General features: G+C 71.8%; 24 protein-coding genes. 15 read left to right on the forward strand and 9 right to left on the reverse strand.

What is annotated here, in order from left to right:
• Positions 1 to 46: 46 nt before the first annotated feature.
• The 4 genes from ACZ7CH_RS08110 to ACZ7CH_RS08125 all read right to left on the reverse strand — a co-directional run bounded on the left by ACZ7CH_RS08110 (position 47) and on the right by ACZ7CH_RS08125 (position 6171).
• The gene (locus ACZ7CH_RS08110) at positions 47 to 1033 is read right to left on the reverse strand and encodes a YbaB/EbfC family nucleoid-associated protein (RefSeq protein ID WP_360387720.1); all 987 of its coding nucleotides are present in this window, start codon (positions 1031 to 1033) and stop codon (positions 47 to 49) included.
• Positions 1034 to 1197: 164 nt separating this feature from the next.
• Positions 1198 to 2511 (reverse strand): PepSY-associated TM helix domain-containing protein, encoded by a 1314-nt coding sequence (locus ACZ7CH_RS08115; RefSeq protein WP_470373417.1) that lies wholly within the window; start codon positions 2509 to 2511, stop codon positions 1198 to 1200.
• Between the two features lie 73 nt (positions 2512 to 2584).
• Positions 2585 to 3058 (reverse strand): hypothetical protein, encoded by a 474-nt coding sequence (locus ACZ7CH_RS08120; protein WP_470373418.1) that lies wholly within the window; start codon positions 3056 to 3058, stop codon positions 2585 to 2587.
• A gap of 260 nt (positions 3059 to 3318) precedes the next feature.
• Positions 3319 to 6171 (reverse strand): helix-turn-helix transcriptional regulator, encoded by a 2853-nt coding sequence (locus tag ACZ7CH_RS08125; RefSeq protein ID WP_470373419.1) that lies wholly within the window; start codon positions 6169 to 6171, stop codon positions 3319 to 3321.
• Positions 6172 to 6576: 405 nt separating this feature from the next.
• On the opposite strand from ACZ7CH_RS08125, the gene ACZ7CH_RS08130 reads away from it, so the two are divergent.
• On the forward strand, positions 6577 to 6972 hold the full coding sequence (locus ACZ7CH_RS08130) for a GNAT family N-acetyltransferase (RefSeq protein ID WP_360387731.1): 396 nt from the start codon (positions 6577 to 6579) through the stop codon (positions 6970 to 6972).
• Between the two features lie 12 nt (positions 6973 to 6984).
• Here the strand turns inward: ACZ7CH_RS08130 and ACZ7CH_RS08135 are convergent, their stop codons facing one another.
• On the reverse strand, positions 6985 to 7293 hold the full coding sequence (locus ACZ7CH_RS08135; RefSeq protein ID WP_360387734.1) for a hypothetical protein: 309 nt from the start codon (positions 7291 to 7293) through the stop codon (positions 6985 to 6987).
• A gap of 68 nt (positions 7294 to 7361) precedes the next feature.
• Between ACZ7CH_RS08135 and ACZ7CH_RS08140 the strand changes: the two genes are divergently transcribed.
• On the forward strand, positions 7362 to 7748 hold the full coding sequence (locus tag ACZ7CH_RS08140) for a nuclear transport factor 2 family protein (protein ID WP_360387736.1): 387 nt from the start codon (positions 7362 to 7364) through the stop codon (positions 7746 to 7748).
• Between the two features lie 85 nt (positions 7749 to 7833).
• Here the strand turns inward: ACZ7CH_RS08140 and ACZ7CH_RS08145 are convergent, their stop codons facing one another.
• Positions 7834 to 8313 (reverse strand): nucleotidyltransferase domain-containing protein, encoded by a 480-nt coding sequence (locus ACZ7CH_RS08145; protein WP_470373420.1) that lies wholly within the window; start codon positions 8311 to 8313, stop codon positions 7834 to 7836.
• A gap of 186 nt (positions 8314 to 8499) precedes the next feature.
• Between ACZ7CH_RS08145 and add the strand changes: the two genes are divergently transcribed.
• The 5 genes from add (at position 8500) to ACZ7CH_RS08170 (ending at position 12762) form a co-directional block, all read left to right on the forward strand.
• Positions 8500 to 9504: an adenosine deaminase gene (gene add, locus ACZ7CH_RS08150; RefSeq protein WP_470373421.1), complete on the forward strand. Its 1005-nt coding sequence runs from the start codon at positions 8500 to 8502 to the stop codon at positions 9502 to 9504.
• A gap of 129 nt (positions 9505 to 9633) precedes the next feature.
• On the forward strand, positions 9634 to 10533 hold the full coding sequence (locus ACZ7CH_RS08155; protein ID WP_470373422.1) for a helix-turn-helix transcriptional regulator: 900 nt from the start codon (positions 9634 to 9636) through the stop codon (positions 10531 to 10533).
• Between the two features lie 87 nt (positions 10534 to 10620).
• Positions 10621 to 10995, forward strand: a complete 375-nt coding sequence (locus tag ACZ7CH_RS08160) for an STAS domain-containing protein (protein WP_360387743.1) — start codon at positions 10621 to 10623, stop codon at positions 10993 to 10995.
• 11 nt (positions 10996 to 11006) lie between these two features.
• Entirely contained in the window at positions 11007 to 12257 is a 1251-nt protein-coding gene (locus tag ACZ7CH_RS08165) for a prolyl oligopeptidase family serine peptidase (RefSeq protein WP_470373423.1), read from the forward strand.
• 7 nt (positions 12258 to 12264) lie between these two features.
• Positions 12265 to 12762: an O-acetyl-ADP-ribose deacetylase gene (locus tag ACZ7CH_RS08170; protein WP_470368477.1), complete on the forward strand. Its 498-nt coding sequence runs from the start codon at positions 12265 to 12267 to the stop codon at positions 12760 to 12762.
• Positions 12763 to 12783: 21 nt separating this feature from the next.
• Here the strand turns inward: ACZ7CH_RS08170 and ACZ7CH_RS08175 are convergent, their stop codons facing one another.
• Complete coding sequence (locus ACZ7CH_RS08175; RefSeq protein ID WP_470368476.1) at positions 12784 to 13764, reverse strand: LacI family DNA-binding transcriptional regulator; 981 nt, start codon at positions 13762 to 13764, stop codon at positions 12784 to 12786.
• A gap of 128 nt (positions 13765 to 13892) precedes the next feature.
• Here ACZ7CH_RS08175 and ACZ7CH_RS08180 point away from each other — a divergent pair, with 128 nt between their 5' ends.
• The 6 genes from ACZ7CH_RS08180 to ACZ7CH_RS08205 are packed head-to-tail and all read left to right on the forward strand — an operon-like array spanning position 13893 to position 22092.
• Complete coding sequence (locus ACZ7CH_RS08180; RefSeq protein WP_470373424.1) at positions 13893 to 14939, forward strand: ABC transporter substrate-binding protein; 1047 nt, start codon at positions 13893 to 13895, stop codon at positions 14937 to 14939.
• Entirely contained in the window at positions 14929 to 16431 is a 1503-nt protein-coding gene (locus tag ACZ7CH_RS08185) for a sugar ABC transporter ATP-binding protein (protein ID WP_470373425.1), read from the forward strand. The genes ACZ7CH_RS08180 and ACZ7CH_RS08185 overlap by 11 nt, the downstream gene beginning before the upstream one ends.
• Positions 16412 to 17344 carry an ABC transporter permease gene (locus ACZ7CH_RS08190; RefSeq protein WP_360387758.1) on the forward strand — a complete coding sequence of 311 codons (933 nt, stop codon included), beginning with the start codon at positions 16412 to 16414 and terminating at the stop codon, positions 17342 to 17344. Before ACZ7CH_RS08185 ends, ACZ7CH_RS08190 begins: the two co-directional genes overlap by 20 nt.
• The gene (locus ACZ7CH_RS08195) at positions 17341 to 18291 is read left to right on the forward strand and encodes an ABC transporter permease (protein ID WP_360387761.1); all 951 of its coding nucleotides are present in this window, start codon (positions 17341 to 17343) and stop codon (positions 18289 to 18291) included. The genes ACZ7CH_RS08190 and ACZ7CH_RS08195 overlap by 4 nt, the downstream gene beginning before the upstream one ends.
• A 7-nt stretch (positions 18292 to 18298) precedes the next feature.
• Positions 18299 to 21010, forward strand: coding sequence for an AbfB domain-containing protein (locus ACZ7CH_RS08200; protein WP_470373426.1), 2712 nt, complete (start codon positions 18299 to 18301; stop codon positions 21008 to 21010).
• A gap of 8 nt (positions 21011 to 21018) precedes the next feature.
• On the forward strand, positions 21019 to 22092 hold the full coding sequence (locus tag ACZ7CH_RS08205; protein WP_360387766.1) for a S1 family peptidase: 1074 nt from the start codon (positions 21019 to 21021) through the stop codon (positions 22090 to 22092).
• An 18-nt stretch (positions 22093 to 22110) separates the two neighbouring features.
• Here ACZ7CH_RS08205 and ACZ7CH_RS08210 read toward each other — a convergent pair whose 3' ends face one another.
• Positions 22111 to 23142 carry an FAD-dependent oxidoreductase gene (locus ACZ7CH_RS08210; RefSeq protein ID WP_470373427.1) on the reverse strand — a complete coding sequence of 344 codons (1032 nt, stop codon included), beginning with the start codon at positions 23140 to 23142 and terminating at the stop codon, positions 22111 to 22113.
• 128 nt (positions 23143 to 23270) lie between these two features.
• Here ACZ7CH_RS08210 and ACZ7CH_RS08215 point away from each other — a divergent pair, with 128 nt between their 5' ends.
• Positions 23271 to 23636 (forward strand): hypothetical protein, encoded by a 366-nt coding sequence (locus ACZ7CH_RS08215; protein WP_360387772.1) that lies wholly within the window; start codon positions 23271 to 23273, stop codon positions 23634 to 23636.
• A gap of 11 nt (positions 23637 to 23647) precedes the next feature.
• Here the strand turns inward: ACZ7CH_RS08215 and ACZ7CH_RS08220 are convergent, their stop codons facing one another.
• Positions 23648 to 24031, reverse strand: coding sequence for a RidA family protein (locus ACZ7CH_RS08220; RefSeq protein ID WP_360387775.1), 384 nt, complete (start codon positions 24029 to 24031; stop codon positions 23648 to 23650).
• Between the two features lie 96 nt (positions 24032 to 24127).
• On the opposite strand from ACZ7CH_RS08220, the gene ACZ7CH_RS08225 reads away from it, so the two are divergent.
• The gene (locus ACZ7CH_RS08225; RefSeq protein ID WP_360387778.1) at positions 24128 to 24502 is read left to right on the forward strand and encodes a winged helix-turn-helix transcriptional regulator; all 375 of its coding nucleotides are present in this window, start codon (positions 24128 to 24130) and stop codon (positions 24500 to 24502) included.
• Positions 24503 to 24583: the final 81 nt, after the last annotated feature.

Here is a 24583-nt window from a genome sequence, read left to right on the forward strand (position 1 = left end):
GAACGTACGGAGACGCCGGCGTGGAGGACAACCGACTTCCGGTGGGTCACGCGGCGTGGTCGAGCACGAGGTCCTGCACCCGTTTGCGGGCATCCGCGCGTGCCTTGCCGATGCACGCCATCAGCAACGCCGACAACACGTCGGGGTCCTGGTCGCGTGCGGCCGGGTCGAGCGCGATGCCGGTGGTGACACCGTTCGCGTCCACGGTGACGCTGACGGGTCCGGTCGACGCGCGTCCGACGACCGCGCCGAGGTCGCGCAACAGCTCGTGGTACCGCTCGCGTTCCTGCTGCGCGGCCGCCTCGGTCTGCTCCCGCCACCACGCCATCCGCCGCAGCAGCAGGTCCCGCGCGCCCACCGGGTCCGGCACCGGGACCGTCCACGTCCCGGACGCCGTCCGCAGCACGAGCGCGTCGTCCCGCGCGGTGACCTCGTCGATCCGGGCGAACGCCACTCCGGCGTCGACTCCCGCTGCCCGCCAGTCGACCCGGTCGGTGCCGATCACGACCCGCGTCCCGCCACCGGCCAGCACGAGCGGGAACGCCGTCGCGCCGAGCTCCACGACCGGTGTCGCGAGCAACGACCGCTTCGCCAGCCGCGCCAGCCATCCGGCCGAGCCCGCCCCGAGCACACCCGCCGCGCACAGCGCCTTCACCGCGACCGCCGCACCAGGGCTGAGCCGCAACGCGATCCCCGACCCCGGCAGCACGCCGAGCACCACCTGCGCCCCGGTCATCAGCGTGGTCGCGGGCAACCACGAGTGCGGGTCGCTCAACCCGTTGCGCCGCAACCACGACAGCAACGCCCAGGCGCACGCGGCCGCCGCCACCGCCGGGATCGCCGACCACCACGGCATGATCCGCTGCCCGGCCGACGTCATCCCGGCCAGCACGACGCACACGACACCGATCGCGGCGGGCAGCACACCCGCGGAGAACAGCAGCAACGTCCGGGTCCGCCGCCAGCGCCCGGCCAGCGCGCGCACGACCTGCGGGTCGTTGCTCAGGGGGACGGCGTGCGGGATCAGAGTCATCGTGCGCACCCCTCGTCAGCTCTCCGCCGCCACCTGCTGTGACGTGCGGGCCGACCAGGCTTCCCGGCGCACCTGGGGACAAATATGCCGCAAATGTCCAGATCAAGCAAGCCTTGTCCACTGTGGACGGTGTGGTGCCGGTGCGCACCACACCGTCCCGCGGGTCAGCTCGCCGCGGTCTTCTCCTCGCCCCGCAACCCGAGCAGCGCGTCCACCACGAGGAACGCCACGAGGCTGATCCCGAGCAACGGCGCGAACCACCCGACCACGACCGCGCCCACGCCGAGCGCCACGAGTGCCACCGGCGGCGCCTTGCGCCACTGCCCGCGCGGCGTCGGGCGGCCGAACCCGCGGGTCGGCCTGCGCTTCCACCACATCCGGTAGCCCATGACCACCAGCGCGACGAGCCCGCCGCCGAGCAGCAGCAGGAGCAGCTGGTTGGGCCAGCCGAACAGCACGCCCATGTGCGCATCGATGCCCCACCGCGTCATCTTCGCCATGAACGGGAAGTCGGCGAACCGCACCGAGCTCACGACCGAGCCGTCCCGCACGGCCACCGCGTCGCCGTGGCTCGCGAGGCCCTTCTCGATCTCGGTGACCTTCCACACGCCCTCCGCGGGCAGCCCGATCTCGACCTGGCCCGCGTCGATGCCCCACCCGCGCGCGGTGGCCAGGACGGCGTCGACGTCCGCGGGGTCGGCGGCCGGCGCCTCGGTGTGCTCGCCGTGACCGGAGTGCTCACCACCGCCGGGGACCTGCAACGCCGGGGTGGACCAGCCGAACGCCTCGCGCAGCGTGCCGATGTTCTCGCCGGCGTAGGCCGACCAGGTGAGACCGGTCGCGGACAGGAACAGCGCGCCCGCCAGCACCCACACGCCGAGCAGGCCGTGCTTGCGGATGCGCTTGCTGCCGCGGGCCCGCGTGAGCCACAGGACGAGACCGCCCAGCGCGATCACCCACAGCCAGGAGGCGGCCAGCTCGCTGTAGAGGCGGCCGGGCTCGCCGAGCGCCAGGTTGCGGTGCAGCTGGTCGAGCGTGGTGCGCAACGGCAGCACGCCGCTGGACCCGTAGACGACGAGGTCGCCGGTCACCTTCCCGGTGCCGGGGTCGACGAAGACGGCGCGGCGCTCGGACTCGCCCAGGCCCTCCTCGGCGAACAGCACGCGGGTCGTGTCACCGGGTTCGGCGGCCGGGCGTACCGCGACGAGGTCACCGGCGGGCGCGGTCGCCATCGCCGCGCTGACCTGTTCGGACAACGGGAGCTGTTGCGCGGACGCGGGAACGCGCAGCTGGTCCGAGTAGACCCACGACTCCAGCTGCGGGGTCAGCGCGTAGAGGACACCGGTCAGCGCGGCGACGAGGATGAACGGGCCGACGAGCACGCCGGCGTAGAAGTGCAGGCGCAGGAACAGTCCGCGCCAGGCGAACGAGGTCCTGTTCGCGGGCGCGGTGGCCGGCGGTGTTTCCGTGGTGGACATGGCAGAGCTCCAAGTGGGCGTGAACAGGCACCGGCCGGCGCACGAGCGCGCCGGCCTCGGGGATGAGGGGGAGTCAGGCCTGTTCAGCCGGGGGACCGCGCCACGACAGCACGTCCAGGACCACCGGGGCGGCCGGGACGTGCCGGTACACGGGCACGGAGAGGGGAGCCGTCGCCACGAACGGCGTCAGCTTGCGGGGCAGCAGCGATGCGAGCGTGCGCGCCAGCCCGAGGACCGTGCGCTCGGCGACCGCCAGCGCGCCGACGACGACCGCCGTGGCCACGACGTGGGCCGCGGTCATGCGTTCGGCGCTGACGTACCCGGCGCTGACGTGGTCGTGCCGGGACGAGGCGAGCTCCAGCACGAGGTGCATCGCGAGCTGCCCGCCGCCGACGAGCGCCAGCAGCCGCGCCGGTGTGAGCTCGTGCCGTGCCAGCCCGCCCACCGCCCACGTCAGCAACGCGACGAGGGAGAAGACCAGCCCGGCATCGGGCAGGTGGCCATCGGCGCTGGAGTGCGCGAGGACGGCCAAGGCGCCCGTGGTCACGCCGACAGCTCCGCAGCGCGCACGGCGCAGAGGAGCGGAAGGCAGGGCCATGCAGGCAGAATAGTGGCCGGAACGCGGGGGGAGGACCTCCGATCGGCCCCAGGTGAGAACGTGCACACGGACCGGTCCACAGTGAACCGGACCGCCTGCGCGTCCGTATCCCCATCAGGGCAACCGCGGTGTCGAAGCCCCGTTCGACGCGGGCCACCCGGCTGTGGCCGGCGTGGGATTCGACGCTTCGACACCCCCCGCAGGCGCCTCTAGGGCGCGATGCGGGCGAGGTCCACGCGCGACTGGATGGAGAGCTTGCGGTAGATCTGCCGCAGGTGGAACCCGACGGTGTGCGGCGACACGAACATCTCGCTCGCCACCTGCCGGTTGGTCAGCCCCTGCGCCACCAGCCGGGCCACCTTCGCCTCGGTGCTGGTGAGGCTGTCCCAGCCCGTCTCCGGCCGCGCCTCGTGGTTCCAGTGCCGCCGCCGCACGCCCAGCCTGCGCAGCTTGCGCCGCACGCGGGCCGAGTCCCACTCCGCTCCCAGCTCGTCGTAGGCGGCCATCGCCCGGTTCAGCCCGGCGATGGCGCGGTCGCGGTCCTGCTCGCGCAGCAACGTCCCGGTGTCCTCGATGACCGACGCCGCCGCCCACGGGTCGCCGTAGCCGTCCTCCAGACCCGCCAGGGCGCTGACATCGTTGTCGTACAACGCTCTTCCGTGCCGTGCGGCCGCGAGGACCGTGTCGAAGCCGGGGTTCTCGGCCGCGATCCGCTCGGCGGCGGTCACGACGTTCCCGGCCAGCTGCCGTTCACCGGCGGACAGCGCCGTGCGGACCGCCCACGCCGTCATCGACGGGTCCTCCAGCAGGATCTGGCGGCACTGCTCGGTGTCCGTGATCGCCCCGCGCAGCTCGTCCATGGCGGCGTGCGCGCCACGGCGTGCGGAGGTGACCACGGCGGCGAGCACGCGGATGAGCGCCGTCCACGGTTGCGCGCGCTCGGCCGGTGCGCGTTCCTCCAGCCGCCGCAGGCTGTCCGCCGCCATGGCCAGATCACCGCGGCGCAGCGCCGAGATCACCAGCACCGCGCGCAGCTGCGGTTGGTACAACGGCATCTCCGCGCGTTCGGAGGCCGCCAGCCCGGCGCGCGCGTCCGCTTCCGCCGCCGCCAGCTCGCCCTTGGCGAGCAGGATCGTGGCGCGCAGGGCGAGCGGGACCGGGCTGAGCACGCCGTTGTGCTCGGCGTTGATGGCCGCGCGGGCGGTCTCGGCGGCGGCGAGCGCCTCGTCGAGCTTGCGGACCCTGGTGAGCAGCCACGCCCTGGTCCACAGCGGATCGCACTGCCACGCGCGGGTGAGCGGGCCGCGCAGCCGCACCGCCTCGTCGACGGCGCTGATCGCCGCGTCGAGCCGGCCCTCCCGCCAGCGCGACATCGCCCGCACGTTGAGAGCGGCGGCCCGGACGTCGTCGCTGTGCGGCTCCGGCAGGTCGAGCACCCGGTCCGCGACGAGCGTGACCTTGCTCTGGTCGTTGTGCGACAACGCGTTGAGCAGCAGCAGCTCCGGGCACGGCTCGGTGGCGGGGTCGCGCAGGTCCGTGCCCGGCCGGGTGACCGACACGGCCTGGTTCGACAGGTCGTAGGCGGCCGTGGTGTCGCCGCGCAGCAGCAACGCCGTGGCGAGCCAGGTCCGCAACGGCCGGGTGAACTCGGGACCGCCGTGCAGGTGCTCGCCCAGCTGCTCGCAGGCCAGGTCCACGGCTTCGCTCAGGCACCCGAGCCGGACCAGCGCGGCCGTGGCGGTGGTGGCCAGCGCCGCGTGGTCGGCGCTGCCGGGGGTCGCGATCCGCAGCCCGCGGGTCGCGAGGGCCGACGCCGCCTGCGGCGAGGAGGCGAGCATCCGGTGCGCCGCCTCGCGGATCGTGGCGATCGCCGCGGTGTCGCCGGGCACCGTGCAGTGCACCAGGTGCACCGCGGCCGCCTCGGCCCTGGCGCGCGGGCGGGCCAGCAGCATCGTGGCGGCCTGGTGGTGCAGCATCGAGCGCAGCAGCTCGGGCACGGTGCCGAGGACCGCGCGCCACACCGGCTCGCGGTGGAACACGAACTCGTCGGCCTCGCTGCCGATCAGCCCCGCGGCCAGCGCCTCCTGCAACGGCCCCAGGAGCTGTGCGGGGCGTTCGCCGAGCATCTCGGCCAGGTCCTGCGGCGTGAACCTGCTGCCCAGTACGGCGGCGACCTGCAGCACCTCCTGCGCGCGGGTGGAGAGCTCCCACAGCCGCGCCTGCGCCAGCCGCACGAACGGCCGCGGCAGCGGTGCGTCCGGCTCGGCCTCGACCGCCGCGGAGACCCCTGTCGCCCACGGCCCGCCCACGAGCCGCGCCACGTGGTCGCCGGCCACCACGCAGCCCTCGCGGCGCAGGTCGAGCACCAGGTCGACGACCGCCTGCGGGGTGCCGCCGACGCTCTCGCACAACGCCACCAGGTCGTCGCTCGGCGTCGCGTCGAGCAGGTCGCCCGCGATGCCCGCGACCGCCGCACCGCTCAGCGGCGGCAACGGCCCGAGCCACTCGGTGCGGTGCCTGCGCGCCAGCACCCGCAACGCGACCCCGTTGGGGGACTCGGCGTGGTCGGTGTGCACGGCGAAGAGCCACAGCACCGGCGCCTTGTCCAGTTTGGACATCACGGCCCCCAGTGCCTGCAGCAGCGTGGAGTCGGTCCACTGCGCGTCGTCCACGGCCACCAGCACCGGTCCGCGCCGCAGGTGACCGGCGAGCTGGGCCTCGAACCGCCCGGCGAGCACGCCGACCCGGTCTTCCTCCGCCCGCCCGCCGCGCGCGTTGACCAGGGTGACGGCCCTGCCGTGACCGGTCTGCTCCGCCGCACCGTTGACGACCGCGAAGCCGCGCCTGGCCGCGGCCGACATCAGCTCCAGCAGCAGCCGTGTCTTGCCGGTTCCCGCGCCGGACTCCAGCACGACGACGTGCGCCCGCTGCTGCTCGGCGCTCTCGCGCATCAGCAGCTCGACGCGGCCGACCTCCGCCGTCCGGCCGTGCAGGGCCCACTGGGGGCCTGCGCTGTCCGGCGCCACCCCGTCCGCGAGCTCTTCGAGAATCCGACGCTCCACACTCTTCCTCCCCGACTGCGCAGATCACCTCAGGTGCGGCGTGTGCAAATAGAGGATAGGGACGACAAATGTCAGTCGGCTAGCACGTGTCTCAGTACGCCAACGGCTCATCATTCCGCCAGACGGGTGGTTGTCGTCCCTTTTCTGCATCATATCTGCAGCTCAGGACTGTGTAAAGAAAAATGTCAAAGAACCGAAACTGCCGCTTGAGACCATAACGACCTAAAGGGATCAGTAATCCGGAATTCGGGCTGCAACCGTTTTCTGGCACGTCGGGGCAGGTATGCCAATCAAGACGGAACGGGCAGAAACCGGACCTGTTCCGAAGGTTTTCGCGTGGAATTCGCGCACGAGCCACCGGCATCGGGTGAACGTTTCTGATCGGCGCGGTGGCAGGCTGCTGTCGTGATCACGTACAGCACCGACGTCGAAGATCTGACCGAAGCCGACCTGACGGGGTTCTTCGCCGGCTGGCCGAAGCCGCCGAGCCCCGCGCAGCACCTCGCGGTGCTGCGCGGCAGCTACCGTGCCGTCGTCGCACGCGTGGACCGGCAGGTCGCCGGCTTCGTGAACCTGATCAGCGACGGCGTGCTGACCGGGTTCGTCCCGTGGCTGGAGGTGCTGCCGCAGCACCAGGGCCGGGGGATCGGTGCCGAGCTGGTGCGCCGGGTCGTGGCCGAGGGCGCGCACCTGTACTCGATCGACCTCGTCTGCGACGAGGAGCTGCGGCCGTACTACGAACGCCTCGGCATGACCGCGGTCACCGGCATGATCCTGCGCAACCGCGACGCCTGCGGGTGAGCCCCGCGCCGCTCAGATCCCGTCCAGGTCCAGCACCTGCTGGTGCGGCCCGCCGGTGAACGAGCTCGCGAGCAGCCCCGCCGACCGGCACCGCCCGCACGAGACCGGCGAGGTGGTCGGCTTGAACCGGGTGAAGTCCCAGCTGCCGGTCCCGACGTGACAACCGGGACCGGGCACCTCCAGCCCGAGCCACCCCTGCAACCGCACCGCGTGCACCACGCCGGATCCGTCGAGATAACCGTTGAGCCGTCCCGCGAACCGGTCGCGCGCCTGCGCCGCGGGCTCTGCCAATGCCTCCTGCAACGCGGACATCCCGTTCATGCGTTCGATTCAACCTCACTCGCCCGTGCGCGCACGTGAACCACGCCGTCCGGGGTACGGTGCCGTTCATGAAGGCTTTCCGAGCGGCCGTCGAGGCCCGCGACACCGACGCCATGGCGGCCTGCCTGGCCGACGACGTGGTGTTCACGAGCCCCGTCGCGTTCTCCCCGTACCCCGGCAAGCCGCTGACCGCGGCGATCCTGCGCGGCGTCCTGCGGGTCTTCGAGAACTTCCGCTACGAACGCGAGATCGTCGACGGCGAGAACTCCGCGCTGGTGTTCCGCGCCGAAGTCGACGGCAGGGAGATCCAGGGCTGCGACTTCCTGCACCTCAACGCCGACGGCCTGATCGACGAGTTCACCGTCATGGTCCGCCCGCTGTCCGCGGCCCAGGCGCTGTCCGCGGCCATGGCGGCGCAGTTCGAGCAGATCAAAGCGGAGGCCATGTCCGCGTGAGCTGCCGGGTCGCGTCGAGGGCGGTCCCGGCCCGTGCGACCAGCGCCGTCCGGTCTGATGTGGACCTCCCGGTGGTGTTCCGGTCTCAGCCGACGTCGCCGAACGCCACCCTGAGCAGCTCCAGGTCGTGCAGGTCCCGTTCGCGCGGCTCGTAACCCCTGTGGAAGTGCACCTGCTGCGCAGCGGACAGGCACGGCACCACCCGCCCGCCGATCGAGCCGGTGACGAAGCAGCCCGCCGGGTAGCGGAACGGCTCGCCCGGTGTCAGCGAGGCCTGCGTGGCACTGCCGTCGGCGTTGAACCGCAACGGGTGCAGGTCGATCTCCCGGCCGGCCGCGTCCCGCACGACGAACCGCACCGGGCGCCATGACAGCGTCTCGGCGAACCCGGCCGCCGTCAGCGCGGCGAGCAGGGCCGGTTCCTGCTCCTCGCGGTGCATCAGGTCGAGGTCGCCGTGCGGCCGCGTCCGCCGGCCGACCAGCGCGTCGATCCCCCAGCCGCCGCCGATCCACACGTCAAGGCCGCGCAGCACGTCCAAGATCTCGTGCACGTCCTCGATCTCCACGCGGGCCAGCGTGCCAGCCGGCGTCGTCGCGAGGCCACCGGATTCCCGCGTGATCCGCTGGCGTGGAGCGCGTGCCGGACTTCAAGCTGCCGCTCTACGGCGCTGACACCGAACGCGGCGACCTCGCTCCCTGAGTCGCACGCGTTCTCCCGACACCCTTCTCACCTCACACCGGGGAGCTTCGCCATGCGCTCGTTCGTCCACGCCCTGCCCAAAGTGGAGCTGCACGTCCACCTCGTCGGGTCGGCCGACCTCGACACCGTCCTCGCGCTCGCCCGGCGCCACCCGGCCGCCGGCGTGCCCACCGAGCGCGCCGAACTGGAGCGCTTCTACGCGTTCCGCGACTTCGACCACTTCCTGAAGGTCTACTGGGCCGTCCAGTCGATGCTGACCGACCGCCACGACGTCCACACCCTCGTCGTCGGCCTGGCCCGGTCGCTCGCGGCGCAGAACGCCCCGTACGCCGAGGTCACCGTCACGCCCCACAACCACCTGGTGGACGGCATGCCGCTGGACGAGCTGCTCACCGGGCTCGACTCCGGCCGGGCCGAGGCCGCCGCGCTCGGCGTGGAACTGGCCTGGTGCTTCGACGTCCCCGGCGAGAAGGGCCTCGTCGCGGCCAGGGAGACGCTGGCCGTGGCGCTCGGGGAACGGCCGGAGGGGCTCGTGTCGTTCGGCCTCGGCGGTCCCGAGGCCGGTGTCGGCCGCGCCCAGTTCGTGCCGTTCTTCGCCGCCGCGGTGGAAGCCGGGCCGCACAGCGTCCCGCACGCCGGCGAGACCACCTGCCCGGAGACGGTCTGGTCGGCCGTGCGCGACCTGAGGGCCGAGCGGATCGGGCACGGCACGAGCTGCGTCGAGGTCCCGGCCCTCGTCGAGCACCTGGTGCGCAGGGGCATTCCGCTGGAGGTGTGCCCGACCTCCACCGTGCGCACGCGGCAGGTCGCGTCGATCGACCGGCACCCCGTGCGGCGGATGCTCGACGCCGGGCTCGTGGTCACGCTCAACACCGACGACCCGCCGTTCTTCGGTGCCACGCTGGAGGGCGAGCACCTGGCCGTGGCGTCCACAGTGGACCTCAATCGCGCGGAGGTCGCGCGGCTGGCCGAGAACGCCGTGCTGGCCTCGTTCCTGCCGAACAGCCGGAAGTCCGTGCTGCTGAACGAGATCGCAGCCGTCCTCGCCGCCGCCTGAGCGCGGCCGCTGTCGCGCACCGCGTCGCCCGCTGGTCCGTTCAGTCGCCGGGCGTTGCGTTCGAAGCACCAGCGCCGGCATCCGGGCGGGTCATGGACACGACCGGCGCGGGCGAGGATTGTTCAGCGCGTGGAACAGGTCGTCGAGCTGACAGATCTGGACGAGATGCAGGCGGCCCTCAGCGTCGCCTACGGCAAGATGCGCATCCACGGCGGCGATGGGCGGTCGTGGCTGCGGTTGCGCTCCCGCCGGTTCGGGCCGGTCCGGTTCGACGTCATCGACAGCTCCATCGGCTTCGAGGCCACCAGCGGGCCGCAGAACGCCTACATCTTCGGGTACCTCGACGGTGGGCGGGCGCGGTACCGCACGAGCGGTGACTACCAGAACGTGCTGCCGGGGCACCTGCTGCTGACCGGGCAGCCCGAGTTCCCGTACTCCGTCGTGGCCGAGGACCCGAAGGCCACGCTCGTGGTCGTGGACCGGGCCGTGGTCGACCGGTTCGCCGGTGGCGTGCGGTTCACCAGCTGCACGGCGGTGTCGGCGCGGGCCGCGGCGGCGTGGCGGTCGACGTGCGTGCACCTGCGCGACGAGGTGCTGCCGGCGTTCGAGGACGAACCGCTCGTCGTGGAGAACGCGACACGCCTGCTCATCGCGACCACCCTCGCGACGTTCCCGAACGTCTCCCTCGTGGACTACGGGCCGGGCCAGCCCCGTCCGCACGCGCTGAAACGCGCCATCGCGTACATCGAGTCCGAGGCGGAGAAGGACATCACCGCCGCCGACATCGCACGTGCGGCCCGCGTGTCGCTCCGGGCGATCCAGCTCGCCTTCCGGCGGCACCTCGACACCACGCCCACGGCGTACGTCCGGCGGGTGCGGCTCGCGCAGGCCCACCTCGACCTGCAGCGGCGGCAGGGCACGGTCACCGAGATCGCCGCCAGGTGGGGGTATGCACGGCCGAGTGTCTTCGCGGCGCACTACCGGTCCGCGTACGGGGTGTCGCCGTCGCAGACGCTGAGGTCGGGCTGACGTCCTTCGTTTTGGCAGTCGGCGCCTTCGCTTCCGCTGCTAGCGCCGCACCCGCCGCTGCGGTGCAGTGGTGCGGGAGGAGGACCGATGTCCGCAGAAGCCTGTGAACCGAGCCCGTTCGCGATCAGCACCAGCCGCACGGGCGCGCACTTCGTCGCGACCTGCCGGGGCGAGGTCGACGTGACCACCTGTGACGAGTTCTTCGCCGCGGTGCTGCCCGGGATCGCCGACGGCGCCGTGGAGAGCGTGACGATCGACCTGGCCGAGGTGACGTTCCTGTCCGCCAGCGGGCTGCGCATCCTGCTCCTGCTGTTGTGCGCGGCGAACCACAACGGCAAGGACCTCACCCTGCGCCGCGCCCAGCCGCGGGTGCGGCGGGTGCTCGACCTGTTCGGCTTCACCACTTTCAAAGCCGGGCTTGTGTGGGAGGCAACCATGTCGCCGAGGACCGGCCGCAGCTAGTTTGACCAGCTATGTTGCTGCCCCTGGCGCTCGTCGCGTCGCTGCTCGTACCGGCCCCGGCGCTGCACGTCCCCGGCGCCGAACACCAGCAACTGGTCAGGCTGGCCGACCTCAGCACGGCGGGGGGCATCACCGACCCCGCCGACTGGGCAGGTCTGACCAGCGCCGCGCTGCCGGCTCCCACCCCCGTCGCCGGCATCCAGGTCGACGGCTACTTCCCGGACAGCTCGCGCACCAACACCAACCACGGCTGGAACCACGACTCGCAGTTCGTGGTGAGGCTGCCCGACCGCTGGAACGGCGGCCTGGTCGTCGCCGGCTCACCCGGTGTGCGGGAGCAGTACGCCAACGACAGGGCCATCTCCGACTGGGTCCTCGCCCGCGGCTACGCCTTCGCCGCCACCGACAAGGGCAACACCGGCGCGCAGTTCTACCGCGACGGCATGGCCGAGTGGAACCACCGCCTCACCCAGCTCACCATCGCCGCCAAGTCCGTCGTCGCGCAGCGGTACGGCCGCCCCGCCAGGCGCACCATCGCCACCGGCATCTCCAACGGCGGCTACCTCGTGCGCTGGCAGCTGGAGAACCGCCCGCACCTCTACGACGGCGGCGTCGACTGGGAGGGCACGCTGTGGACGGTCAAGGGGCCGAACCCGCTGACGTTCCTGCCGCCGGTGCTGAGGGCCTATCCCGCCTACCTGGCCGGTGACCCGCAGGCCCACGCCGCCATCGTCGCCGCGGGCTTCCCCGCGGGCACGGAGTTCCTGTGGGACTACCACCACCGCTACTACTGGGACCTGACCCAGCGCATCTACCGCGAGGAGTTCGACCCGTCCTTCGACGGCGCTCTCGAAGCGGGCACCCCGTTCTGCGCGTCCGGCACCCCGGCCTGCGACGCCGACTACGACTACGCCGCACGCCGGCGCATCGCCGGCCCCGCCATCGCCCCGGTCGCCCTGACCGGCAAGATCCACCGCCCGCTGATCACGGTCCACGGCACCCACGACGTGCTGCTGCCCATCTCCCAGGACTCCGACGTCTACGCCGCGATGACCCCGGACCGCCTGCACCGCTACTTCCGCGTCGAGCAGGGCACCCACGTCGACGGCCTGGTGGACGCCTACCCCGACCGCCTGCGCCCGCTGGCCCCGTGCCACCGCTCGGCGTTCGTGGCGCTGGAACGCTGGCTCGACGGCGTCACGCCACCCGCTTCGGCGACCCTCCCGCGCCCGGCCGACGTCTCGACGTGCCCGCTGTCATGATCTGAGGATGAGCACCGTCGAGTTCGTCCAGGGCGACATCACCGAACAGCACGTCGACGTGGTCGTGAACGCCGCCAACTCCTCCCTGCTCGGCGGCGGGGGAGTGGACGGCGCGATCCACCGCCGAGGTGGTCCGGAGATCCTCGCCGAGTGCCGCGCACTGCGCGCCGGCCACTACGGCGGCGGCCTCAAGACCGGTCAGGCGGTGGCCACCACGGCGGGGCGCCTGCCCGCGCGCTGGGTCGTCCACACGGTCGGCCCGGTGTGGTCGGCCACCGAGGACCGCTCCGAGCTGCTCGCCGACTGCCACCGCAACTCGCTGCGGGTCGCGGCGGAGCTCGGGGCGGTGTCGGTCGCGTTCCCGGCGATCTCGACGGGCATCTACGGCTGGCCGGTGGAGTCGGCGGCGGAGATCGCGCTGGCGGCGGTCAGGGACGCGCCGGTGGAGCTGGTGCGGTTCGTGCTGTTCGACCGGAAGGCCTACGAGGCCTACGCGCGGCCGTAGCGAGCACCGGCACGGCGGGCCTCACGACGCCGTGCTCTCCCGCACTCGCAACGAGAACGGTGTCTGCACGTTCTCGACCGTCACGGCGTCCGCACCCACCCGCCGGTGCAGCAGGTCCACCGCGGCACGGGCGATAGCGCCCTTGTCCGGTGCGACCGACGTCAGCGAGGGCGAGCTGTAAGCGCTCTCCTCGTTGTTGTCGAACCCGACCACGGCCAGGTCCTGCGGCACCCGCACGAACCGCTCCGCGGCGGCCCGCATGGCGCCGGCGGCCAGCAGGTCGTTGAAGCAGAACACCGCGTCCGGCGGGTTCTCCAGGTCCAGCAACGAGTTCATCGCCGCCGCGCCGTCCGCGCGGTGGTAGTTCAACGCCGGCACGACCAGGGCCGGGTCGAACTCGATGCCCTCCACCTCCAGGGCGGTCCGGTAGCCCTCCAGGCGCAGCGCCGCCGTGCCGCGCTGCGGGTGGGCGCCGATCGCGGCGATGCGGGTGCGGCCCAGCGAGATCAGGTGCCGCACGGCGGTGGAGGCGGCGAGCACGTTGTCGATGCCCACGCGGGAGATCGGCACGTCCACCTCGTGCTCGCCGAGCAGCACCGTCGGGACCTCCAGCTGGAAGTCGCTGACCGCCTCCGGGCTCACGATCGCCGCGTCGACCAGGTGCGGGCCCAGTGCCTCCAGCGCCGCGCGTTCGCCGGCCAGCGTGCCGAAGGTCTGCTCGATCAGCACGTTCCACTCGTGCTCCTGGGCGGCGGCGATCACCAGGCCGGCGAGCTCGGCGAAGTAGGGGATGGAGAGCTCCGGCAGCACCAGGCCGATGAAGCCGGTGCGGCCGCGGCGCAGGTTGCGGGCGCCGAGGTTGGGGCGGTAGCCGGTGGCGGCCAGCGCCTCCTCCACCCGGCGGCGGTTGTCGGGTTTGACGAACGAGTAGCCGTTGACCACGTTCGAGACGGTCTTCACCGACACGCCTGCCAGGCGCGCGACGTCCTTGAGCGTGGCCAACTCAGCCTCCTGAAGAGGTACCGGGAAAGGTACCGGGAAGTCCGCGGTCTTTACATCGTTGGAACAACGATGCAAATCTAGCCCCTGAGAGCGCGACCACGCACCCGCACCGCGTAGGAGAGCCAACGATGTCCCTCAGTCGCACCCTGCCGATCGCCCTCGCCGCCGTGGCGCTCCTCGCGAGCTGCACGGCCAGGGAGGGCCAGCAGACGACGACCAGCGGTGGGCCGGCCGCGAGCGCCGCCGCGAACCAGAGCGGCGGCCCCGGCTGCGGCCGGGACAGGACCGGGTACCCGCAGGTCGAGCTCAAGGGCGCGGTCGTCGGCTTCTCGCAGTCGGAGAAGGAGGCGAACCCGTTCCGCACCGCCGAGACCCAGTCGATCAAGGACGAGGCGGCCGAGCGCGGAGCCGAGCTGCTCACCACGAACGCGCAGAGCGACCTCAACAAGCAGATCAGCGACATCAAGTCGTTGCTGGACCGCGGCGCGAAGCTGCTGATCGTGGCACCGCTGAACTCCGACGGTCTGCAGCCCGCGTTCGACGCGGCGAAGGCCAAGAAGGTGCCGGTGGTGACGATCGACCGCAAGGTGACGTCGCAACCCTGCACCGACTACCTCACGTTCATCGGCTCCGACTTCGTCGAGCAGGGCAAGCGGGCGGCCCAGGCGATGCTCAAGGCGACCGGCGGCAACGGCAAGGTCGCGATCCTGCTCGGCGCGTCGGGCAACAACGTCACGGTCGACCGCACCAAGGGCTTCAAGGACGGCATCGCCGGCACCGGGCTGACCGTCGTCGCCGAGCAGACCGGTGAGTTCGACCGCTCCAAGGGCCAGGCCGTGATGGAGCAGCTGATCCAGAGCAACCCGGACATCACCGCCGTCTACGCGGAGAACGACGAGATGGGCGTCGGTGCCGTGACCGCGCTCAAGGCCGCGGGCAAGCAGCCGGGCAAGGACGTGAAGATCGTGTCGGTCGACGGCACGCGCACCGCCGTGCAGCTCATCGCGGACGGCAGCTACACCGCCGTGGTCGAGTCCAACCCGCGCTTCGGCCCGCTCGCGTTCGACACGCTGGAGAAGTTCGCGGCCGGCCAGGAGATCCCGCAGAACATCGTGATCTCCGACGACGAGTACGACGCCACCAACGCCGCGCAGAAGCTCGCCAATGCCTACTGAACCCGTCATCGAGGTCGCGGGCGTCACGAAGGCGTTCGCGGGCGTCAAGGCGCTCGACGGCGTCGACTTCACCCTCCACCGGGGCTCGATCCACGCCCTGGTGGGGGAGAACGGCGCCGGCAAGTCGACGCTCATCAAGGTGCTGACCGGCATCCACCAGCCCGACGGCGGCGAGGTCCGGCGTGCCGGTCGCATCTCCACGATCTACCAGGAGGTCAACCTCATCCCGCTGATGAGCGTGGCCGGCAACCTGTTCCTCGGCCGCGAGCCGCGCACGCGGTTGGGTCTGATCGACCGCGCGAAGGCCATCGCCGACGCGCGGCGGATCTTGAGCGGTTACGGGATCACCGCCGACGTGGCGCAGCCGCTGGGTTCGCTGTCGGTCGGTGAGCAGCAGATGGTCGCACTGGCCCGCGCGGTCGAGGCCGACGCGGACGTCGTGATCATGGACGAGCCCACGTCGTCGCTCGAGCCGCGCGAGGTGGAGACGCTGTTCGCGGTCGTGGAACGGCTGCACGAGCGCGGCATCGCGATCGTCTACGTCAGCCACCGCATGGACGAGCTGTACCGGCTCTGCGACACCGTCACGGTGCTGCGCGACGGCCGGAAGGTCCACAGCGGACCACTGGCCGACCTGCCCAGGATCGAGCTGGTGTCGCTCATGCTCGGCCGATCGGTCAGCGACATCAGAGCGGGTGGGACGACGGCGTTCGGCGAGGACCACCACGCCGGGAAGGAGCCCGTCCTGGAGGCGAGCGACCTGACCAGCAGGCCCAGGCTCAACGGGGTGAACGTGACCATCAGGCCGGGGGAGGTGGTGGGACTGGCCGGGTTGCTCGGCTCCGGCCGCACGGAGACCGCGAAGGCGATCATCGGCGCCATCCCCACCCAGCACGGCACCGTGCTCGTCGGCGGGAAGCCCGTGCCGCGCGGCAACGTCAAGGCCGCGATGCGCGCCGGCATCAGCATGCTCGCCGAGGACCGCAAGGCCGAGGGGATCATCCCGCACCTGTCCGTGCGGGAGAACATCGTGCTGGCCGCGCTGCCGGGACTCAGCCGGTTCGGCCTGGTCAGCCGGGCGAAGCAGGACCGGATCGTGGACCTGTTCATCACGCGGCTGCGCATCAAGGTCTCCAGCCCGGAGCAGCGGGTCGCCGAGCTGTCCGGCGGCAACCAGCAGAAGGTGCTGCTGGCCCGCTGGCTCTGCGCGGAACCGAGAGTGTTGCTGCTCGACGAGCCCACCCGCGGCATCGACGTCGGCGCCAAGGCCGAGGTGCAGGCGCTGATCGACGAGCTGGCGAAGGAGGGACTCGCGGTGCTGCTGATCAGCTCCGAGCTGGACGAGCTGCTCGACGGCGCCGACCGGCTCGTCGTGCTGCGCGACGGCCACGTCGCGGGCGAGCTGACCGGCGGTGAGCTGACCCGCGAGCACGTCCTCGCGGCCATCGCGGCGGAACCGGCGGAGGTGACCGATGACGCTGACCGCCACTAGGACGCGCTGGCTCCAGGACAACGGTGTCCACGTCGCCGTTGCCGCCCTGCTGCTGTTCAACGTGCTGTTCACGGCGAACTTCCTGACCGCGGGCAACTTCCGCACCCAGCTGGTCCAGGCCGCGCCGGTGCTGGTCGTCGCGCTGGGCATGGCACTGGTGATCGGCACCGAGGGCGTCGACCTGTCCGTCGGCGCGGTCATGGCACTGGCCGCCGCGCTCATCCCGCTGTACCTGGGGTACGGCCCGGTGCCCGCCGTCCTGATCGCGCTCGCGGTCGGCCTGGCGGCGGGCGGGTTCAACGGCTTCCTGGTCGCACGGGTGGGCATCCAGCCCATCGTGGCGACGCTCGCGCTGCTGGTCGCCGGGCGCGGTCTCGCCCTGGTGATCGCCAACGGTCAGCTGGTCCAGCTGCACGACCCGGCGTTCCTGGCGCTGGGCACCGACGACGTGTTCGGCCTGCCGATCAGCGTGCTCGTCGCCGTCGTCCTCGCGGTCCTCGTGGCGGGACTGGTCAACCGCACCACGTTCGGGCGCCAGCTCGTCGCGGTCGGCGGCAACCGCAGGGCCGCGCACCTGGCGGGGCTGCCGGTCAGCCGGGTGCTGGTCGGGGTCTACGCGATCACCGGCGTGCTCGCCGCCGTCGCGGGCGTGCTCGCCACGTCCCGGCTCGCCGCGAGCGACCCCGCCGACATCGGCCTGCTGATGGAGCTGTCCGCGATCACCGCCGTCGTCGTCGGCGGAACCCCGTTGACCGGCGGGAAGGTCCGCGTCCTCGGCACGGTCATGGGCGTGGTGCTGATGCAGCTCGTGCGGGCCACCCTGATCAAGCACGACCTGCCCGACTCCATCGCGCAGATGATCCAGGCCGCGATCATCGTGGCCGCCGTCTACGTCGCGAGGGAGCGCCGATGACGACCACCCTCGCCTCCGCCCGCACGAAGGTCCTGCAACGCCAGGGCGCGGCCGTCGCGCTCGTGCTGATGGTCGTCGTGGCGTGGCTGGTGTTCCCGCGCTTCGGCAGCCTCGACAACGTCCGCGACCTCGCGTTGCAGGGCTCGTTCCTGGCGGTGATCGCGATCGGCATGACGTTCGTGATCATCACCGGCGGCATCGACCTGTCCGTCGGCTCGCTCTACGCGCTGGGCGGCGTGCTCGCGGCGTACGGCTCGCAGTGGGGCTTCTTCGGCGCCCTGCTGCTGCCGTTGCTGGTCTGCGGGCTCATCGGCGTGGTCAACGGCCTGCTCATCGCCCGCACGAGCATGGCGCCGTTCATCGTCACGCTGGCCTCGCTGCTGTTCGCCCGCGGCCTGCTGCTGGTGATCACCGACGAGGGGGCGACGACCTACCGGATCGCACCGGACTCGGCGTTCGTCGAGCTGGGCCGCGGCACGGTGTTCGGCTTCGGACACCCGGTGTTCATCGCGCTCGTGCTGGCCGCGCTCGGCGGTCTGCTGCTCAACCGCACCAACTTCGGCCAGAACGTGTTCGCCACCGGCGGCGCGGAGTCCTCGGCGATCTTGATGGGCGTCCCCGTCGCGCGCACCAAGGTCCTCGTCTACACCATGAGCGGCGTGCTGTCGGGTCTGGCCGGCGCGCTCACCGCCGCCTACCTGCAGTCCGGTGTCACGGTCATCGGCGTCGGCACCGAGCTGGACGCGATCTCCGTGGTCGTCATCGGCGGCACGCTGCTGACCGGCGGCGCGGGCACCGTGCTCGGCACCATGATCGGTGTCGGCCTGCGCACGGTGATCCAGAACGTCATCAACCAGATCGGCACGCTCGACAGCAACTTCCAGTCCGTCGTCAGCGGCGTCTTCCTGCTCATCGTCGTCGTCCTGCAACGAACACTCCGGAGATAGGAGAGCCATGACCAGACGCGTCCTGGGCGTATTGGTCGGATTCCTCGTCGCAGCAACAACCGTCACACCGACGGCCGCGCAGGCCGCCGAGTGGCAACCGAAACCCGCACCTCTCACGACACCGTGGACCAGCCAGGTGTCACCGGCCAACGCCCTGCCCGAGTACCCGCGACCGCAGCTGGTCCGGCAGGAGTGGCAGAACCTCAACGGGGTCTGGGAGTTCACGGGTGCTCCCGACCTCAGCTCACCGCCCTTCGGCAGGCCGCTGGCCGAAGGGGTCCTCGTGCCGTACCCGGTCGAGTCCGCCCTGTCGGGCATCAAACGGCACGAGGACACCATGTTCTACCGCCGGACCTTCGCCATTCCGTCCACCTGGGACGGTCGCAGGGTGAAGCTCAACTTCGGCGCGGTCACCTGGGAGACCAGGGTCTGGGTCAACGGCACCCAGGTCGGCACGCACACCGGTGGCTTCGACGCGTTCTCGTTCGACATCACGCCCGCCCTGCGCGCGGGCAGCAACGAGGTCGTCGTCGGCGTGCACTCGCCGGTCGACGGCAGCCGCTACCCGATCGGCAAGCAGCGCCGCACCCCGGACGGCATCTTCTACACCGCCGCGTCCGGGATCTGGCAGACCGTCTGGCTGGAACCCGTGCGGGCGCAGCACATCACCCGCCTCGACACCACACCGGACGTGCCCGGCGGCGCGCTCGACCTGGTCGTGCAGGGCACCGCGGGCCAGACCGTGACCGCCCAGGTGCTCAGCGGCGGTCAGGTCGTGGGCACGGCGACCGGGCAGACCGGTGCGCGCCTGCGGGTCCCGGTGCCGAACGCGCGGCTGTGGTCGCCGGACGACCCGTTCCTCTACGACCTGCGGGTGACGTCGAGCAGCGGTGACGCGGTCACCGGCTACTTCGGCATGCGCTCGCTCGGCAAGGCGCTGGTCGGCGGTGTCATGCGGCCGTTGCTCAACGGGAAGTTCGTGTTCCAGCTCGGCACGCTCGACCAGGGCTACTGGCCCGACGGCATCTACACCGCCCCGACCGACGCGGCCCTGCGGTGGGACCTCGAACGCCAGAAGGCACTGGGGTTCAACATGGTCCGCAAGCACATCAAGGTCGAGCCGGCCCGCTGGTTCTACCACGCCGACCGGCTGGGCCTGCTGGTGTGGCAGGACATGCCGTCGCTCGACGCCGTCGACGAGGTCCCGAACGGCCACACCGCGTTCGAGTCCGAGCTGCGCCGGGTGATCGACCAGCTCAAGGGCATCACGTCGATCGTGCAGTGGGTGCCGTTCAACGAGGGCTGGGGCGAGTACGACGCCGGCCGCATCACCGACCTGGTGCGGTCGATCGACGGCACCAGGCTCGTCAACCACAACTCCGGCGCCAACTGCTGCGTCTCCGACCCGGACCCCGGCAACGGCGACGTCATCGACGACCACCACTACCAGATCACCACGGCCACCAGGACACCCGACGCGCGCCGGGTGGCGGTGCTCGGCGAGTTCGGCGGTCTCGGCCGCCGGATCACCGGTCACGAGTGGCAGCCCGGCCGCGGGTTCGCCTACGGCGCCCTGTACCCGGACGAGACGTCGCTGACCACGCGGTACGTGGAGATCACCAAGCAGGTCGCCCGCATGGTGCACACGCGCGGCCTGTCCGGCTCGGTCTACACCGAACCGTACGACGTGGAGAACGAGGTCAACGGCTTCTACACCTACGACCGCCAGGTGCTGAAGATGACCGAGGCACGGGTGCGCGAGATCAACCTGCGCGTCCTGGCGATCGCGAACGGCACGGCGGTCGGCCCGGACGACGTGGTCTCGTTGCGGGTCACCACCTCCGGCCACACCGACCGCTACCTGCGCCACCGCGACGGCCTGGCGCGCACCGACGTGCCGTCCTCCGACCTGGACCGCCTGGACGCCACGTTCTTCGCGCGGCCCGGTCTCGCGGACGCCTCGTGCCTGTCGTTCGAGTCGCGCAACTTCCCCGGCCGGTACCTGCGGCACAGCGGCGCGCGGATCGGCACGGCGGCGAACCCGGCCGCGGGCGACGCGACGTTCTGCGCCCGCGCGGGTTCCGGCGGCACCGCGCTGGAGTCGTACAACCAGCGCGGTGCGTTCATCCGGCACTACGGCGAGAACGTCTACCTGGCGCGTTCCGGCGGCCCGAACCCGTGGGACACCGCGAGCTCGTTCGCCGCGGACACCACGTGGGCGGTGGCGGGTGCGCTGTGGCGCAGCGGCGCGGACTTGCCGCTGGACCAGGCCCGGTCGTTCCGGGTGACCACGCCCGGCTTCACCGACCGCTACCTGCGGCACCGGGACGGCCTGGCCCGCACGGACGTCGTCGCCGGCGGCAGCGACGCGGTGCTCAAGGCGGACGCGACGTTCGTGGTCCGGCGCGGTCTCGCCGACCCGTCGTGCTACTCGCTGGAGGCCCGCAACTTCCCCAACCAGTTCCTGAGGCACGCCGACTTCCGCGTCCAGCTCGGCACGAACGACAACACCGACCTGTTCCGCCGCGACGCGACGTTCTGCGCCCAGCCGGGGCGGGGCGGCGTGCGACTGGAGTCGTTCAACGAGCTCGGCACCAACATCAGGCACTACGCAGAGGAGGTTTGGGTCGCATCGAGCGGCGGCGCACACGTCTACGACAACCCTGCAGGTTATGCCGAGGACGTCAGCTGGGCCGCCACCTCACCCTGGGCACCCTAGGAGGAAAAGTGTTGCTGCGCGTTGTTTCCGTATCAGCTCTCGTACTCAGCACCATCGTCGTCCCCGCCGCCGTGGCCTCCGCCGAGGTCGTCGACGCCATGAGCCGCGACTTCGGCATCAGCAAGGCCGAGGCGGTGACGCGGATCGGCCAGGAGAAGACCGCGCTGCGCATCGACCCGTCCGCGCAGGCGGCGGCCGGTGACGCCTACGGCGGCAGCTGGTTCGCCGACGGCAAGCTGAACGTCGCCGTCACCGACCCGGCGAAGGCCGACGCCGTGCGGGCCACCGGTGCGACACCGGTGCTGCGGGCGAAGTCGCTCGCGTCGCTGACCGCGGTGAAGAACGACATCGACCGGATGTCGAAGTCCGGCAAGATCCCGCCCGGCATCGCGTCGTGGAGGGTCGACGTGCCGAGCGGCACGGTCGTCGTCGAGGCCGAGCCCGCTGCGGACGTCTCCGCACTGCCGAAGGACGTCGTGGTCCAGCGCGACGGCGTCCGGCAGCCGCAGACGTTCGCCGCCGGAACCGTCGGCGGTGACCCGTTCTACACCGGCAACGTCCGGTGCTCGATCGGGTTCTCCGTGCACGGCGGCTACGTGACGGCCGGGCACTGCAACGTCGGCGCCTGGAACGTCCACGGCTGGGACCGCTCCTGGCAGGGCGAGTTCGTCGGCTCGTCGTTCCCCACCGACGACCACGGCTGGGTGCGCACCGGCGGCGGCTGGTGGAACGTGCCGGTCGTGCTCGGCTGGGGCCAGGTGAGCGACGCCCTGGTGCGCGGTTCGTGGGAGGCCCCGCCCGGCACGTCCGTGTGCCGCTCTGGCTCGACCACGCACTGGCACTGCGGTGTGGTGCAGGGCCGCAACGAGACCGTGAACTACCAGCAGGGCGCGGTCTACGAGATGGTCGGCACGTCGGTGTGCGCGGAGCCGGGCGACTCCGGCGGCTCGTTCATCACCGGTGACCAGGCCCAGGGCGTGACGTCCGGCGGCTACGGCAACTGCGCGAGCGGCGGTCGCACGTGGTTCCAGCCGGTCAACGAGATCCTGCGGGTCTACGGCCTGACGCTGCTCACGGCCTGACGGCAGGGGCGGTGGCGGTCAGGTGAACATGATCCTGGCCGCCACCGCCCGTCCCAGCCACGTCCGCAGCCCGCTGAACGCGGCCTCCGCCACACCGGGCGCCCGCACCAGCGACAACCCCCGCCGCATGGCCCCGCGCGCCACGTACCGGCGCCGCAGCCCCGCCCCGTCATAGTGCTCCAGCACGTACCGGTTGCCGCTGCGCAGGTAGTCGGCCGTGACCGACGCCGCCAGCTCCGACATCCGCATGCACGGGTCGAGCCCGCCCGCGGTCAACGGCGACACCGCCCCCGCCGCGTCCCCGACCAGCAACCCCTCGGTGCTGACGATCCGGCGCAGCACCCCGCCCACCGGGATCGGCCCGCCGCGCCGCCGGACCGGGCCGGTGGGTGTGGGGGTGGGAAAGCCGTCCTTGAACCTGCGCAGCAGCCGGGGCAGCGGCGCGGTGAACCGGTCGGCGCGGCCGGCGAGCCCGACGTGGGCGTGCTCGCCGTCGTCGATCACCCAGGCCAGGTAGCCGGGCGCGAGCCGCGGGTCGAGCACGCAGTGGAACGTCGGCGTCCCGCCGGGAGCGACCGGGTAGACCTCCTCGACACCGGTGATCATCGTGCGGTTGACGTCGAGCCCGAGCTGCCGCGCGACCGTCGACCGCGCCCCGTCCGCACCGATCGTGAACCGCGCCTTCACGGCCTTCGCCGGGTAGCCGGCGTTGAGGGTGACCTGCGCACCGGCCCGCCGGGCGTCCTCGACCGCCTGCGCGTACACGCCCTCCATGTGCCCGACGCGGAACTCGTCACGACCGCTGACGAGCTCCACCGGCCTGGTCAGGCTCGGCGGGTACAGCACCACCCTGCGCACCGCCGGCCCCAGGTGCGGCAGGTCGAAGTCCTCCAGCGTGCGCCGCACGAAGATGCCGGTGGTGCGGATGCCGGTGCCGAGGTCGCCGCGCCGTTCGCACACGGCCACGTCCAACCCGGCCTCGGCGAGCAGGCGGGCGGTGCGCAGACCGGCCAGTCCCGCGCCCACGACGAGCACGTCCACGGTGTCCATGCCCGACGGTAGAACGCGCCCGGCGCGCGGTTGCCCGTTGTGCGCGGCCCTTTCACCGAACCTGCACAGGTCCTGCACATCCCGCACGGGTATTCCCTCAGCGCCGCCAAGAGGTGAGAATCGTTCGCGTGGGGGATGCGCGCGGGCGGACCGTCGAGAGCAGGGCAGGCGTCACCGCGTTCCTGGCCGGTGTGTGGTTGATCGCGGCGCCACCGGTCCTGCACTTCGACGCGGCGGTGAACGCCTTCGAGCCCTACTGGGTGTCCATGGGCCTCGCGGTGCTGGTCATGCTGCTCGGCATGGTCCGCGCGATGGCGCCGCTGGACGTGCCGCTGCTGCGCCAGATCACGATCGCACTGGCCCTCGCCCTGGTAGTGGCGGCGCTGCTGCGCGACTCCGACTGGAACTCCGTCGTGTGGCTCAACCAGCTGGTGGTGAGCGGGGTCATCGCCCTGACCGCCGCGGTGGCGCTGGCGGTCACCCTCCGCCGGTGACCACCGGTGGATCAGTCGATGACCGCCGTGGCCTCGATCTCGACCAGGTGCTCCGGCACGTCCAGCGCCTGGACGCCGATGAGCGTGGCCGGCGGCCGGGGCGTGCTGCCCGCCTCCGCAGCCGCCCTCGCGATGCCTTCGAGCAGCTGCGGCATCTTGTCCGGCGTCCAGTCCACGACGTACACGGTGACCTTGACGAGGTCGTCGAACGTCGCGCCGACGCTCCGCAGCGCCGTGTGGACGTTGAGGTAGGCCTGCGCGACCTGCTCGGCCAGGTCGGGCCCGGCGTCCCAGGCGACCTGCCCGGCGACGTGCACCGTCCTCCCGCTCGCCACCGCCACCTGGTGGTAGACGTCGATCTGCGGCAGGCCGTCGGGGTTGACCAGGGTGATCATGTTCAGGTTCTCGCTCTCTTGTGGTTACTGGGAAACCATAGGAGAGTGAACGCTGACCTGGAAGAACGCACTTTATCGTGACTGGGGAACCTAAAGGTGAGCAAGCAGTTCACGCTGCCGCAGGACGCGGACCTGGCCCGCGCTGACTCGCTGGCGCGCGAGATCTTCTCCGACGTCGCCAACAAGTGGGCGCTGCTGATCATCGAGGCGATCGGTGACGAGACCCGGCGGTTCACGGAGCTGCGCGCCCTGGTCGACGGGATCAGCCACAAGATGCTCACGCAGAACCTGCGGCTGCTGGAGCGCAACGGGCTGGTGTCGCGGTTCGTGCACCCGACCGTGCCGCCGCGGGTCGACTACGCGCTGACGGAACCGGGCCGGGAGCTGCGCCAGACCGTCGACGCCATGTGCGCGTGGACGACGAAGCACCTGCGGGAGATCGAAGCGGCCCGCCGTTCGTTCGACGCCTGAGCGCAGGCGTCAACCGCGACCGCGGGCGCGGTGAGCAGGCGCCGCCCAGTTCACTCCTCGCTGCAGGAGAGGTCCGCCGCC

Source organism: Lentzea sp. NPDC037011, assembly GCF_055607425.1.

What these genes read in the sequence shown, in the direction of transcription:
- ACZ7CH_RS08110 (WP_360387720.1), bottom strand. Translation starts at nt 1,033, where the DNA reads ATGACTCTGATCCCGCACGCCGTCCCCCTGAGCAACGACCCGCAGGTC.
- ACZ7CH_RS08115 (WP_470373417.1), bottom strand. Translation starts at nt 2,511, where the DNA reads ATGTCCACCACGGAAACACCGCCGGCCACCGCGCCCGCGAACAGGACC.
- ACZ7CH_RS08135 (WP_360387734.1), bottom strand. Translation starts at nt 7,293, where the DNA reads ATGAACGGGATGTCCGCGTTGCAGGAGGCATTGGCAGAGCCCGCGGCG.
- ACZ7CH_RS08140 (WP_360387736.1), top strand. Translation starts at nt 7,362, where the DNA reads ATGAAGGCTTTCCGAGCGGCCGTCGAGGCCCGCGACACCGACGCCATG.
- add (WP_470373421.1), top strand. Translation starts at nt 8,500, where the DNA reads ATGCGCTCGTTCGTCCACGCCCTGCCCAAAGTGGAGCTGCACGTCCAC.
- ACZ7CH_RS08160 (WP_360387743.1), top strand. Translation starts at nt 10,621, where the DNA reads ATGTCCGCAGAAGCCTGTGAACCGAGCCCGTTCGCGATCAGCACCAGC.
- ACZ7CH_RS08165 (WP_470373423.1), top strand. Translation starts at nt 11,007, where the DNA reads ATGTTGCTGCCCCTGGCGCTCGTCGCGTCGCTGCTCGTACCGGCCCCG.
- ACZ7CH_RS08170 (WP_470368477.1), top strand. Translation starts at nt 12,265, where the DNA reads ATGAGCACCGTCGAGTTCGTCCAGGGCGACATCACCGAACAGCACGTC.
- ACZ7CH_RS08180 (WP_470373424.1), top strand. Translation starts at nt 13,893, where the DNA reads ATGTCCCTCAGTCGCACCCTGCCGATCGCCCTCGCCGCCGTGGCGCTC.
- ACZ7CH_RS08185 (WP_470373425.1), top strand. Translation starts at nt 14,929, where the DNA reads ATGCCTACTGAACCCGTCATCGAGGTCGCGGGCGTCACGAAGGCGTTC.
- ACZ7CH_RS08190 (WP_360387758.1), top strand. Translation starts at nt 16,412, where the DNA reads ATGACGCTGACCGCCACTAGGACGCGCTGGCTCCAGGACAACGGTGTC.
- ACZ7CH_RS08195 (WP_360387761.1), top strand. Translation starts at nt 17,341, where the DNA reads ATGACGACCACCCTCGCCTCCGCCCGCACGAAGGTCCTGCAACGCCAG.
- ACZ7CH_RS08200 (WP_470373426.1), top strand. Translation starts at nt 18,299, where the DNA reads ATGACCAGACGCGTCCTGGGCGTATTGGTCGGATTCCTCGTCGCAGCA.
- ACZ7CH_RS08210 (WP_470373427.1), bottom strand. Translation starts at nt 23,142, where the DNA reads ATGGACACCGTGGACGTGCTCGTCGTGGGCGCGGGACTGGCCGGTCTG.
- ACZ7CH_RS08220 (WP_360387775.1), bottom strand. Translation starts at nt 24,031, where the DNA reads ATGATCACCCTGGTCAACCCCGACGGCCTGCCGCAGATCGACGTCTAC.